The 13,289-nt window shown below is 31.8% G+C and carries 14 protein-coding genes; 6 read left to right on the top strand and 8 right to left on the bottom strand.

Annotated elements, in window-relative coordinates; all coding sequences use genetic code 11:
- Position 1 precedes the first annotated feature (1 nt).
- On the bottom strand, positions 2 to 2,791 hold the full coding sequence (gene uvrA / locus HNV08_RS15675; RefSeq protein WP_173282304.1) for an excinuclease ABC subunit UvrA: 2,790 nt from the start codon (positions 2,789 to 2,791) through the stop codon (positions 2 to 4).
- Positions 2,792 to 3,166: 375 nt separating this feature from the next.
- Between uvrA and HNV08_RS15680 the strand changes: the two genes are divergently transcribed.
- Positions 3,167 to 3,751, top strand: a complete 585-nt coding sequence (locus HNV08_RS15680) for an RNA polymerase sigma factor (protein WP_173282305.1) — start codon at positions 3,167 to 3,169, stop codon at positions 3,749 to 3,751.
- A 57-nt stretch (positions 3,752 to 3,808) separates the two neighbouring features.
- Positions 3,809 to 3,955: a hypothetical protein gene (locus HNV08_RS15685; RefSeq protein ID WP_173282306.1), complete on the top strand. Its 147-nt coding sequence runs from the start codon at positions 3,809 to 3,811 to the stop codon at positions 3,953 to 3,955.
- Between the two features lie 42 nt (positions 3,956 to 3,997).
- Here HNV08_RS15685 and HNV08_RS15690 read toward each other — a convergent pair whose 3' ends face one another.
- Complete coding sequence (locus HNV08_RS15690) at positions 3,998 to 4,510, bottom strand: hypothetical protein (RefSeq protein WP_173282307.1); 513 nt, start codon at positions 4,508 to 4,510, stop codon at positions 3,998 to 4,000.
- Between the two features lie 49 nt (positions 4,511 to 4,559).
- Positions 4,560 to 5,216: an endonuclease III domain-containing protein gene (locus tag HNV08_RS15695; protein WP_173282308.1), complete on the bottom strand. Its 657-nt coding sequence runs from the start codon at positions 5,214 to 5,216 to the stop codon at positions 4,560 to 4,562.
- A 44-nt stretch (positions 5,217 to 5,260) separates the two neighbouring features.
- Here HNV08_RS15695 and bcp point away from each other — a divergent pair, with 44 nt between their 5' ends.
- On the top strand, positions 5,261 to 5,716 hold the full coding sequence (bcp, locus tag HNV08_RS15700; protein WP_173282309.1) for a thioredoxin-dependent thiol peroxidase: 456 nt from the start codon (positions 5,261 to 5,263) through the stop codon (positions 5,714 to 5,716).
- Positions 5,717 to 5,792: 76 nt separating this feature from the next.
- Positions 5,793 to 6,176 carry a hypothetical protein gene (locus tag HNV08_RS15705; protein WP_173282310.1) on the top strand — a complete coding sequence of 128 codons (384 nt, stop codon included), beginning with the start codon at positions 5,793 to 5,795 and terminating at the stop codon, positions 6,174 to 6,176.
- 65 nt (positions 6,177 to 6,241) lie between these two features.
- On the opposite strand, the gene HNV08_RS15710 is transcribed toward HNV08_RS15705, so the two are convergent.
- On the bottom strand, positions 6,242 to 7,696 hold the full coding sequence (locus HNV08_RS15710) for a TonB-dependent receptor (protein ID WP_173282311.1): 1,455 nt from the start codon (positions 7,694 to 7,696) through the stop codon (positions 6,242 to 6,244).
- An 89-nt stretch (positions 7,697 to 7,785) separates the two neighbouring features.
- Between HNV08_RS15710 and HNV08_RS15715 the strand changes: the two genes are divergently transcribed.
- Both HNV08_RS15715 and HNV08_RS15720 read left to right on the top strand, forming a co-directional pair.
- Positions 7,786 to 8,547 (top strand): MBL fold metallo-hydrolase, encoded by a 762-nt coding sequence (locus tag HNV08_RS15715; protein ID WP_173282312.1) that lies wholly within the window; start codon positions 7,786 to 7,788, stop codon positions 8,545 to 8,547.
- A 2-nt stretch (positions 8,548 to 8,549) separates the two neighbouring features.
- Positions 8,550 to 9,056: a hydrolase gene (locus HNV08_RS15720; protein WP_241697245.1), complete on the top strand. Its 507-nt coding sequence runs from the start codon at positions 8,550 to 8,552 to the stop codon at positions 9,054 to 9,056.
- Between the two features lies 1 nt (position 9,057).
- Here HNV08_RS15720 and HNV08_RS15725 read toward each other — a convergent pair whose 3' ends face one another.
- Genes HNV08_RS15725 through HNV08_RS15740 form a run of 4 tightly spaced genes read right to left on the bottom strand, consistent with a single transcriptional unit; the run spans position 9,058 to position 13,212 of the window.
- Positions 9,058 to 9,702, bottom strand: coding sequence for an alpha/beta hydrolase (locus tag HNV08_RS15725; RefSeq protein ID WP_173282313.1), 645 nt, complete (start codon positions 9,700 to 9,702; stop codon positions 9,058 to 9,060).
- A gap of 2 nt (positions 9,703 to 9,704) precedes the next feature.
- Positions 9,705 to 10,037, bottom strand: a complete 333-nt coding sequence (locus HNV08_RS15730) for a hypothetical protein (protein WP_173282314.1) — start codon at positions 10,035 to 10,037, stop codon at positions 9,705 to 9,707.
- Positions 10,037 to 11,290 (bottom strand): dihydroorotase, encoded by a 1,254-nt coding sequence (locus HNV08_RS15735; protein ID WP_173282315.1) that lies wholly within the window; start codon positions 11,288 to 11,290, stop codon positions 10,037 to 10,039. The genes HNV08_RS15730 and HNV08_RS15735 overlap by 1 nt, the downstream gene beginning before the upstream one ends.
- A complete protein-coding gene (locus HNV08_RS15740) occupies positions 11,287 to 13,212 on the bottom strand; it encodes a BatA domain-containing protein (RefSeq protein WP_173282316.1) in 1,926 nt (641 codons plus the stop codon). Before HNV08_RS15740 ends, HNV08_RS15735 begins: the two co-directional genes overlap by 4 nt.
- Positions 13,213 to 13,289: the final 77 nt, after the last annotated feature.

The raw sequence follows: 13,289 nt of genomic DNA on the forward strand, positions 1-13,289 counted from the left end.
GTTACAATTTCTCTTTGAGGTAATGACCAGTTATGGAATGTTTGTTTTTTGAAAGTTCTTCTGGTGTTCCGGCAGCTACTAATTGTCCACCATGTTTACCACCTTCTGGGCCTAAATCTATGATGTAATCTGCACATTTAATCAGGTCAATATTATGTTCTATAACTAGTATTGAATGCCCTTTGGCAATCAATGCATTAAAAGATTTTAATAATTTTTTAATATCATGAAAATGTAGACCAGTAGTGGGCTCATCAAAAATAAATAACGCACTATTGCTTTTACTGCCTTTGCCTAAAAACGTCGCAAGTTTTATACGCTGTGCTTCACCACCAGATAGTGTTGATGACGATTGTCCTAAGGTTACATAACCTAAACCTACGTCTTGGAGCGGTTGTAATTTTCCTTGTATTTTAGTTTCTATATTAGATTTAAAAAATGCTATAGCATCGTCAATGGTTAAGTTTAAAATATCATCAATAGATTTACCATCTACTTTTACTTCTAAAACTTCTTTTTTAAATCGCTTTCCGTTACACGTTTCACAAGTTAAGTGTACATCTGCCATAAATTGCATTTCTATGGTCACTTCGCCTTCGCCTTTACACGTTTCACAGCGACCACCATCTACATTAAAACTAAAATGTTTGGCCGCGTAATTTCTAATTTTACTAAGTTTTTGGGAAGCAAATAATGTACGAATATCATCATATGCTTTTATATAAGTAACAGGATTAGAACGCGATGAACGGCCAATTGGGTTTTGGTCAACAAACTCAACATGTTTAATGTTGCTATGGTTCCCTTTTACCTCAGAGACTTGACCAATTTTATCACTAAAGCTTGTTAATTTCTTTTGTATCGCAGGAAATACAATTTTTTTTATCAAAGTACTTTTTCCACTTCCAGAGACACCTGTAATTACCGTAAGCATTTCAAGCGGAAAATTAACGTCAATATTTTTTAAATTGTTTTCACGAGCACCAATGACTTCAATGTTATATTTAGATGTTCTACGTGTTTTAGGAACTTCAATTTCAAGTTGACCATTTAAATAATTTGCCGTTAAGGTATTTGCGGCAAGAATGTCTTTAAAGTTGCCTACAGCCATGACTTCGCCTCCAAAGGTTCCGGCTTCTGGTCCTATATCAATAATGGCATCTGCTGCTTTCATTATATCCTCGTCGTGCTCTACTACAATTACAGTATTACCTAAATCACGTAACGATTTTAACACCTCAATTAGGCGTTCAGTGTCTTTTGGGTGAAGGCCAATACTTGGTTCATCTAAAATGTACATTGAGCCAACTAAACTACTGCCTAAGGATGTTGCTAAGTTAATGCGTTGACTTTCTCCACCAGATAATGTATTCGATTTTCGGTTTAGTGTTAAATAATTGAGGCCTACATTGGTTAAAAATTGTAATCTCGAATTAATTTCGGTTAAAAGACGTTTTGCGATCTTTGCGTCGTATGCATTTAACTTTAAATTTTTAAAAAATACCGTTAGTTCATCTAAGGGTAAGTCTACCAAATCGGTTATGGTTGCATTATTAATTTTTACATAGTTGGCTTCCACTCGTAATCGTTTACCTAAACACACATTACATTTTGTTTTTCCGCGATATCGAGAGAGCATCACACGATTTTGTATTTTATACGCTTTTGACTCTAATTCACTAAAAAATGCATTTAAACCTTCAAAGTACTGATTGCCTTCCCAGATTAATGCTTTATGTTTTTCACTTAATTGAAAATAAGGTTTGTGAATAGGAAAATCAAAATGATGCGAGTTGTTTACCAATTGATCTTTGTACCAACTCATGGATTCTCCTCGCCAAGGAAAAATGGCATTTTCATAAACTGATAATGCTGTATTTGGAATAACTAAATCGTCATCGATACCAATAACATCGCCATAACCTTCGCATTTAGGACAAGCGCCATAAGGATTATTAAAGCTAAACAAGTGTGCATTGGGTTCTAAAAATTGCATACCATCTAACTCAAACTTATTATTGAATATGGTCTGTTTTTTATCTGCTAAGGATTCAATGATACAGGTACCAAGTCCTTCATAAAAGGTTGTGCCAATAGCATCAGCTAATCTGTTTAAAAAATCTTCGTCATTTTTAAAAACAATTCTATCTACAACTAAGAATAGATTTTTATCTGCATTTAGTTTTGTTTTAAGCGCGTCATCGATTCTAACAACATCATCATTTATTTTTACACGAGCGTATCCTTGTTGCTGTAATGTGTTTAATTTATTTGCTATGGTTCTGCCTTCTTCTAAAATAATAGGAGCCAAGAGAAGTAGTTTAGATCCTTCTTTAAAATTAGATATAAAATTAATGACGTCATTGACTGTATGTTTTTTAACCTCTTCTCCCGAAATAGGTGAGAAGGTTTTGCCAATTCTAGCAAATAATAATTTTAAATAATCATAAATCTCAGTGGTAGTACCAACGGTAGACCTCGGATTTGTAGAATTAACTTTTTGCTCTATCGCAATAGCAGGTGCAATACCTTTAATATAATCTACTTTAGGTTTATTAAGACGTCCTAAAAATTGACGTGCATAACTACTTAAACTTTCTACATAACGTCGTTGACCTTCTGCATATAGCGTATCAAAAGCCAAACTAGACTTGCCCGAACCAGATAATCCTGTTATAACAACCAATTTATTTCTTGGTATTACAACATCTATATTTTTGAGATTGTGCAAATTTGCACCTTTTATAATGATATTTTCTTTAGGATTTACATCTAATACAGTAGTACTCATAGGAAATAATCGGTATCTAAGTTTGCAAAGATAATATAATAGGCAGTAAGGAATACATAATGTAATACTAATTCTTGTAGTTAGCTATAGCAATAAATGTTCTCCTTTTGGTGTGTTTTTATCAAGATTGAGAGGTTATTATTAAAAATGGTGCTTATTTTTAACTAAAAAGATCTGGTTTTATCCATAAAAGGAGCTCTTTATCCGACAAAATGTTAAAATTTACTGGTTTTTTTTGTTTTTTCGGAATGATTGTTGTTATATTTGACATCTATTCATCTAATTAAACTACTGCGTATAGCATAATATTACTTTAAAAAACAGCTTTTTAACCCCAAACTTAATAGGAGACTATTCAGTTTTAAAGTAATTATTATGAGAAGAGAACTTATCCAAGACGCAGAGTTGGTTACCAACTACATTAAGGGCAACGAAAATGCACTTTCAATTTTAATAGAAAGGCATAAGCAAAAAATTTACAGCTTTATTTATTCTAAAGTGTTTGATAGAGATGTTACTGAAGATATTTTTCAGGATACCTTTATTAAAGTGATTAGAACATTAAAACGAGGAAAATACAATGAAGAAGGTAAATTTTTACCTTGGGTTATGCGTATTGCTCATAATTTAGTGATAGACTATTTTAGAAAAAACAAGCGTATGCCTAAATTTCATAATACAGGTGAGTTTAGTATTTTTTCTGTGCTAAGTGATTCTAGCTTAAATGCAGAGAAGACCATTATAAAAAATCAGGTAGAATCTGATGTGCGTCGTATTATTGAGGAGTTACCAGAGGATCAAAAACAGGTGTTATTGATGCGTATGTATCAAGATATGAGTTTTAAAGAAATTTCTGAAAGAACAGGTGTAAGTATCAATACAGCATTAGGAAGAATGCGATATGCACTTATAAATATGAGAAAAGTAATTGAACAAAATAATATTATTTTAACAAATTGATACAATAAAGTAGTTCGTGTTACGTTTTTGCTATATATAAACTGATAAATTATAAAAATGGCAAAAATTTACTCTAACGCTTCTCAAACAAAAATGTATGACCTAAATCCAAAAGAGGAAACGATTAACTTCCTTTTAAATTACTCTAAGGCTTTGAGTGTTATAAATCATAATAAATTGAAGTTTGAAGCACTTCTAAATTAACTTAAACATAAAAAACTGATAAGAAATTATCAGTTTTTTTATTTAGTATGGACTATTTAAATATTCGTTTTGCAAAATTTGTAAATAGTCTAGAATTAGTTTTTGATCTTCATGGTTTGGTGCTAAACAATTTTTATCAAAAGCATCAAAAACAGTAATGGCTATAAACCAATGACCTTTACGTTGCACATAGTTATCATTAAAAAGAGGATCGCGATCATTCGCAAGGCGTGTGGCATCAATTGCAAGGCCTAATAAATTGAGTTTTTTATCTGGTATTTCGGATTCGTAATAAGTTAAATAATAGGTATTGTTGTCTATAACTAAAGGAACGTTGAGACCAACATCAGTATCATTTAGTAGAAATTTTTTATTTATGTAATTATAAAATTGATTGGCATCTTTTGGGTCTTCAAAAATGAAAGCTAATTCTTTAGGAAATTGACGTTTAAACTTTTTTGCTATTTCTACTTTATAAGTAAAATATTCGGGCGCTTTTCTTAAAGTAATACATGAGGAAATACATAAGAATAGTATTATTAATCGTAATTTCATAAGGGTTGAATGGTTTACTAAACGGTCACAATAATTATACCATTACCTCTTATTTTTTGTTTTTATAATACGCTTCAATAACGGTCTTTCTACCAATGGTTTTAGTAATGATATCTTTTTCTAAATCCCAACCTCGAGCAGGAGAATATTGTCTTCCATACCAAATAATTTGCAGATGTAAATCATTCCAAAGTTCTTTAGGAAATAAACGTTTAGCATCTTTCTCGGTTTGTACAACATTTTTGCCGTTGGTAAGATTCCAACGATACATTAAGCGATGAATGTGTGTGTCTACAGGAAACGCAGGAATACCAAAAGCTTGAGACAAGACTACAGCTGCGGTTTTGTGTCCTACTGCAGGTAAAGCTTCTAATGCTTCGTAGGTTTTTGGTACTTCGCCATTGTGTTTATCAATTAATATATGAGATAGGCCATGAATACCTTTACTTTTCATAGGCGATAAACCTACAGGTTTTATGATTTCTCTAATTTCTTCGACACTCAATTTTATCATGTCGTAAGGATTGTCGGCACGTTCAAACAATAAAGGCGTTATTTGATTTACACGAACATCTGTACTTTGAGCAGACATTAAAACGGCAATTAATAATGTATAAGGATCTTTATGATCTAGAGGAATCGGAATTTCAGGATATAATTTATATAAAGTATTTATAACGAAATTAACTTTTTCTTGTTTTGTCATTTTGTATTTTTACGATTAAGACATGATATACAAATTTACACAATATGACACACTTAAAAGTAGGCGATAAGGCTCCTAATTTTTCTGCCTTAGATGAACAAGGGAATACCATCTCATTATCAGATTATAAAGGGAAAAAATTAGTGGTATTCTTTTACCCAAAAGCAAGTACACCTGGTTGCACTGCTGAAGCCTGTAATCTTAATGATAATTTTGAGCGTTTTCAATCTTTGGGCTATGACATTATTGGCGTAAGTGCGGATAGTGCTAAGCGTCAGTCTAATTTTAAAACTAAATATGGATTTCAATACCCTTTGTTGGCCGATGAGGATAAGGCTGTTATTGAAGCTTTTGGTGTTTGGGGACCAAAGAAATTTATGGGAAAAGAGTACGATGGTATTCATAGAACCACTTTTGTAATTGACGAAAATGGTGTTTTAACAGATGTAATATCTAAAGTTAAGACTAAGGCTCATACTGAGCAGATTTTGGATGTTTAGATTTTTTTTTTTTTGAATAATTAAAATATCAACGCAACCTTTTATAGTGTTGTACATCTACTAAATAAATGGATATATGAAGAAATTAGTATATATCTTATTGGTAATCATAACGTTGGTGTCTTGTAGTGATGATGATACAGAAGATGCAGATTTAATTGGGAATTGGAAATTGATAGAAGTATTGTCAGATCCTGGAGATGGAAATGGAACATTTCAAGATATTGATAGTGAAAAAACGATTACGTTTTTTGAAGATGGAACATTTAGTAGCACTGAAAGTATTTGTAATAGTGCAACTACAGATGATTTATATATAGGAGTTTATACAGATTCTAATTTAACGCCAGATAATTGTTCAGATAGTGGTTGGGCTTATAATTTTGTTATAGATGGCAATACGCTAATTTTAAGCTACCCTTGCATTGAACCTTGTAAAGAAAAGTATATAAAGTTATAACAGAAGACGTAAAAAAAAAGCGTATTGAAAATTTCAATACGCTTTTTTTTAAAATATAACTTAGCTTAGTTTTTATGCAAAACCTCTTCGGATTCACAGCCAAATAAACTTTTTTCTTTAATTAGTTTTGCGACACCTTCTGGTAACATTTTTTCCCAGCCTTCATCATTATTTGCAATCATTTTTAGTACAATTCTAGAGAATACTGTTAAGTTAGACGTGTCAAAATCTGCAATGTCAACAACTTTACCATTGTACTTAAAGAATTTATATAATTCTTTCATACGTGGGTGAACTTTTAAGTTTTCGCTCGTTGTTAAGCTACCATCTTTGTTTTGCATTGGATAAAGATATACACGCAAATCTTTATAGAATAGCTTACCAAAGGCTTCTAAAATTCCACCACTTAAATGACGGTAATATTTTTCATCAAAAATATCAACTAGGTTGTTAACTCCCATGGCTAATCCCATTCTCGCTCTAGAATATTGAGAGAAATACTCCACTAATTTATAGTACTCTTGGAAATTAGATATTAATACCGTTTGACCTAGAGAACATAATAATTTTGCACGATCCATAAAATCTTGCTCATCAATTTTTCCTTCGGCTCTTAAATTAGATAAGGTAATTTCAAAAACAACCTGAGTTTTTTCTTTATCTACTTTATTTTCTTTAATGAACATTTCGTAAGATTTCTCTAACATGTCCATATTTACTTTAGTAACTGGTCTAAAACTTCCTCTTAAAGTTAAAATGTTCTTCTTATACAGAACTCTTGCTGGTAAAACATTGTTACCATCTGGAGCAAACATTACGGCATCAGTCATTCCGTTTTTAACCAATTGTAAACTCATTAATCGGTTATCTACATCTTTAAACACAGGTCCAGAAAAATTAATAGTGTCAATTTCTAGTTGATCTTTGTCTAAGTGATCGTATAAATATCTTAGAAGTTTTCTTGGCTGATTATACTTGTAAAAAGCACCATACACCAAGTTAGTTCCTAATTTACCTAAAGTTTCTTGTTGTAAACGTGCATCGGTTTCTTTAAATCTAACATGAAGAATAATATCATTATACTCCTCATTTGGTCCTACTTGGTATTTTATGCCTACCCAACCATGTCCTTTATATTTTTTAGCAAAATCAATAGTGGCTACTGTATTTGCATAAGAGAAAAATATTTTATTAGGATTAGTATCTCTGGTAATACGCTCTTCCATTAAGCGCACTTCATGGTTTAGCATTTTACGAAGCCTAGCTTCTGTTACATAGCGTTTGTCATCTTCAATACCGTAAATGGCATCACTAAAGTCTTTATCATAAGCAGACATTGCTTTTGCAATAGTTCCGGAAGCACCACCAGCTCTAAAGAAATGACGTACTGTTTCTTGTCCAGCACCAATTTCAGAAAAGGTACCATAAATATCTGCATTAAGATTAATACGAAGCGCTTTGTCTTTTAGCGATGGAATATTTTCAATTAAAGTATCACCTTTATACGTTATTTCCTTCATAGAATTGGGTTTACATCGTTTTCGCAAAGGTATTAATTTACTATTGCAAACAAAAAAATAAGTTTATTTTTGTTTTAAACCAATTTAGTTTGAAAATTACATTTTTAGGAACAGGTACGTCGCAAGGAATTCCTATAATAGGAAGTGATCATCCGGTTTGTTTAAGCAGTAACCCAAAAGATAAACGTTTGCGAGTTTCTGTATTAATAGAGTGGGATGATTATACATTTGTTATTGATTGTGGTCCTGATTTTAGGCAACAAATGCTAACGGCTAAAGTGACAAAAATAGATGGCATTATTTTTACCCACGAGCATGCAGATCATACCATGGGATTAGATGATATTAGACCATTTTTTTTTAGACAAGGCGATATAGATTTGTATGCACATCAGCGTGTTTTTGAATCCTTAGAAAAACGATTTGATTATATTTTCACAACAGGTGAGAAGTATCCAGGTGTACCAAGTGTAACCAAACATTATATTGAGAATGCTTCTTTTTTGGTTGGCAATATAGATGTGCAACCTATAGAAGGATTACATTATAAGCTTCAGGTGTTTGGTTATCGTTTTCGTAATTTTGCTTACTTAACAGACATGAAAACGGTTAGTGAGGAAGAGATTAAAAAACTAGAAAATTTAGATGTATTAGTCATTAATGCCTTAAGAATCAAATCGCATATTTCTCATTTTAATTTAGAAGAAGCCTTAGCGTTTATAAAGCAAGTAAAACCAAAACGAGCGTATTTAACACATATTAGTCATTTATTAGGTTTTCATGATGATGTACAAAAATCATTACCAGAAAACGTTTTTTTAGCATACGATAATTTACAAATTTCCATTTAAGCATGAAGAATAAAATTTTAATGTATCTATTTATTTTTACAGTATTGTTATTGATTTTTCAATATGTAAATTCAAAAAACATATTAGATAAATATGAAGAAGATATAGTAAATGTTAAATCACAACTCAAAGCAAGCGAACAGAAAATAAAGGACATGGAGGAGCACAATTTTGAAATGAGTTATTTCAATATTGATGGAAATGAAGACGCCTTAACATATTTTGAAGCCCAAGGTTATAATACAACACAGCTCATACCTGCGATAAAAGAAGGTTTGTATAATATGAATGATTATGAAGGCGATGATCATCCAATTGTACCATATGTTTCCATGACGAGTTCTAAATTATTAATAAATAATATTAGAATTTTAAACCACAAATGGATTATTGCCAATTTTACTGATGGCGAATTTTGGGGCGAAATTTTTGTGAGCTATGAGATTGACGAGGCCAATAATCTTAAATATAAATTGGTAGAATATTTAATGTATCCTTCAGTAAATTAATCTAAATATGCTTTTCTAGCCAAGCCTTTAAATCATAAAAATTCTGAGGTGCAACACCATGTCCTACAGGATATTCAGAATATACATGATTAATATCTAAAGCGTTTAAAAACACAGGTGCTTTTTGTGCCCAATCAACAGGAATAACTTGGTCTACAGAACCATGAGAACAAAAGAAGTTAAGATGCGAAACGTCTGCTTTATTTATAGAAGCCGGAATAATATCTTCATTCACATAACCACTTAAAGCCACAATGTTTTTTACTTTATCAGGATAAGTTAATGCTACAGCATAACTTAAAATAGTCCCTTGGCTAAATCCTAGTAAGGTTACGTTTTTAGAATCTACAGCATTGGTATTACAAGCATAATCAATAAACTCCGCAATTTTACCAACCGATTCTTTAGCCTGTTCGTTATCACTCCATTTGCCTTTATCAGCATCAAAATTTATAGCATACCACGCATTTCCGTATGGTTGCATAGCGTAAGGTGCTCGTAAAGAAATAATCATTAATTCTTCTGGTAATTCTGAAGCAAAAGAAAACAAATCATTCTCATCACTTCCGTAACCATGACACATGATTAAAAGAGGTGCGTTTTCTTTTAAAGAAGAAGGTCTTGTGATGTAGTGTAATTTCGACATAATTATTGGCCTATAGATTTAAATATAGTTTGAAACACATCTCCAATGAATGGAATTTTATTCATTTTCCCTGAAATCGCTCCTATTAAACCATAGAAATATAGAATTGAAAAAAAGAGCCAAAATGACATACTTACCATCATGCTATCCATGCTACTCACTCCAAAAGCAATAATCATATAAAGAATACCTAAGCCTAAACCTTGTCTAATATGAAAAGCCGTAAACGGATTCTTTTTGTCTTGGTTCATAAAAAACGCAATCAGCGTACCCAATAAGGTTAAGTAAGCTACTAAACCTAAAGTTTTGCCTTCGTCTATGGTATTTTGGTTCATTATTTTAATGCAATTTTATTGTTGGCAATAATGCCATAAGTATTCCCTTTTAATTGAGTTCCCAAAAACATACTGTTCTTAGAACGAGAGGTAATATCGCTCTTACTAAACTCATAAGACGTATCTGGATTAAATAAAGCTAAATCGGCTAATTCACCTTCGTTTATTGTGGTTTCAGAAATGCCAAACCTCGATTTTCCTTGGGTTAAAAGACTAATTGTTTTCTTTGTTGTAAATAGCGTTTGTAGCGCTCCAAAAGCAGATTCTAAACCAATAGTTCCGTATTTGGCATAATCGAATTCTATCTTTTTGTCTTCAATATCAATTGGGTTATGGTCTGTAGTAACCATATCAATAGTGCCATCTTTTAAACCTTCAATTAAAGCATCACAATCGGTTTGTGTTCTTAAAGGTGGCAATACCTTGTAATTGGTATCAAAACTGTGTAAAACGTCGTCTGTAAATAGTAAATTATGAATGGCAACACTACAGGTTACATTTAACTTTTTAGCCTTTGCTGCTCTAATCAATTCTACTGATTTTGCTGTAGAAATTGTTGGAATGTGCAGTTTACCTTCGGTATATTCTAACAAAAATAAATCTCTAGCGACTTGGAGTTCTTCAGCTAAAGCCGGATTTCCTTTTAAACCTAATTTGGTACTATTAATATGTTCATTGGCAACACCAAGACCAGAAATTTTAGATTCTTGTGGAAAAGAACACACCAAGCCATCAAAATTACTTGCGTATTGCAACGCAATTTTCATTAAGTTAGGATTGCAAATTGGCTTTTGGTAATCGTAAAAAGCAACTGCGCCAGCATTAGTCATATCAAACAATTCCGCTAAGTCTTCACTTTGACTTCCTTGCGTCAACGCACCAATAGGATAGAGGCTAACCGCATGATCTTGGGCTTTAGATTTTACAAACGTAATGTCTGCATAACTATCAATCACAGGATTAGAATTGGCATTTAAAGCCACACCCGTAAAACCAGAATTCGCTGCAGTTTTTAAACCATTGCTAATAATTTCGCGTTCCTCATAACCAGGTTCGCCAAAAGAGACACTACTATCAAACCAACCTTGCGACACATGCAAATTGTCCAGTTTAATTTCTTTGTAATTTTTGGGATTAGTAATGCGTTTTGAAATCTTGGAAATACGACCTTTTTCAATTAAAATATCAACCGTTTCATTGTGAAAATCACTTTTAGAATCAACGATGGTTGCAGATTTTATGAGTGCGTTCATTTAAGATATTTTAGAAGTAACATTTCAATTATTAGAAATAGTAGTGCAAAAATAACAAACCATTTCCATAACGCATTAATACTTGTGTTACTTTTTATATTATTAATTGCCGTTGACAAACGTGTATCTACATCTGTGTCAGTAAAAGCATTTAAATCGTAATAACTAAGGTTGCTTTCTGCTCTGTTGTAATTAAAACTGAGGTTTTCGAGTATGCTTTCTTTATTCTTAACGTTTAAAATTCCGGCTACATTAGGAAAATCTTCAGTTTCTAGCACAACCGATTTGCTGTATGTTTTTTGAAGCGGAATCACAGACGTTTCTTCAGAGTCTAAAGTTAAGATGTCATCTTGACCAATTGAAGCTTGAATAGCAATAGAATTTGGCTGACCAATAGTGTAATACAATTTTGAAAGTTTTAAACTCTGTAAACCTAAATTATACAATACAGGAATTATTAATTGTGAATTTTTAAAGTTTGAATTATCAGAATTTAAGGCCGAAGAAAACGCGTAAGTATGAGTGTTACCTACTAAAAAAGGCGAACCATCTTCATAGGATAAAACGGTGTTAGCATTTGAAGCAAAACGATATGATTTCTCAACCTTTGGATATTGAAAATTAGTCACTTTAGAATAAAAAGCATTAGCCAAAAGTGGATGATTATAGTTAATGCTAGTAATGCGTTTTTCATCAGAATTTGTTTTGGAAAAAGTCCTAAGTTTTAAATCTCTAAATATTTGATTATAAGAATTTAAGTCAATTTTAGTTGAAGGAATAATTAATAATTTTCCACCATCATTTTTAAACGCCATTAAAGCGGTTTTTAAAGCATTAGAAATGTTATTTATTTCATTGAGAATGATAAGGTTTTGTTCAGGAATTAAATTAAAATTAAGAGCGTTTAGTTTAAAACTTTTAAAGTTGAATTCATCTTCCGTATAAATCCGATTTAAAAACGCATCATCTGCAGCGTCATTAATCGCTAAAATTTTAATTTTTGGTTTTGAATTAATGTTAAAATAGAAGGTATTATCATATTGCAAACCTGCATCTTCAATCGTTATTTTTCCATTAATGGCTTTGTTATTGGCCATGGTAAAAATGGCTTCTGCTTCGTCTTCAATCGCTACTGCACTTTTTGAGAGTAAGACATTATCATTAAATAGTGAGATGGTAACGTTGTCAACTGGTTCCGCTTGGTTAGATAATCTTACATGTAAATCTAAAGTTTCAGAAGTAGCATTAGAAATAAATACACTGTCAATGCTAATATTTGAAACTAATGTCGATTTTGGTTGTACTAATTTTAGCTGAATCGTAGTGTCTTTTTCAAAATTTAAAAGCGATTCATTTTGCTGAAAATCGGATACCAATACCAAATTTTTTGTTGCGGCTGCTGCATTAGAAAACAACTGCTTTCCTTTTAAGTAAACGGCATCATAGTTGAGCTGGTTTGGTGAATGTGTTAATTGAATTAAATCATTTTTTAAGGCTTTAACCGTTGTGTTTCTAAAGGTTTTATCATTGGTGTAAAGACTTATGGTTTCGTCCTCAGGAATTGTATTTATGATATCTTGAATAGATTCATTGAGTAATGTTCCGTTATTTCCATTGGCTTGCATGCTAAAAGAATTGTCTAGATATATAACGGTTTCTTGGCTGTCATTATACGCTTCCGTGTTTGGAATAAAGGGTTGGGCAAACGCTATGATCGCACAGGCTAAAAGTAACATTCTCGTAAAAAGTGTTATCCATTTTTTAAGTTGAGAACTTTTACGTGTTTGTAGTTTTACAGATTTTAAAAACTTAACATTGGTAAATTCAACTTTTTGAAAACGACGAAGCTGAAATAAATGTATAAGAATAGGAATAACCAGCAGAAATAGTGCGTAAAGTAATTCGGGATTTTTAAACTGCATTCGTTGTTGTTATAGTTGCTAATTTAAAGACCTAGCAGATTTCAAAAAACTAGTAGGTATCAATTGTTCAAATATAA

Origin of the sequence: Winogradskyella eckloniae (assembly GCF_013249045.1) — a bacterium.
GTDB classification, from domain to species: Bacteria; Bacteroidota; Bacteroidia; order Flavobacteriales; family Flavobacteriaceae; genus Winogradskyella; species Winogradskyella eckloniae.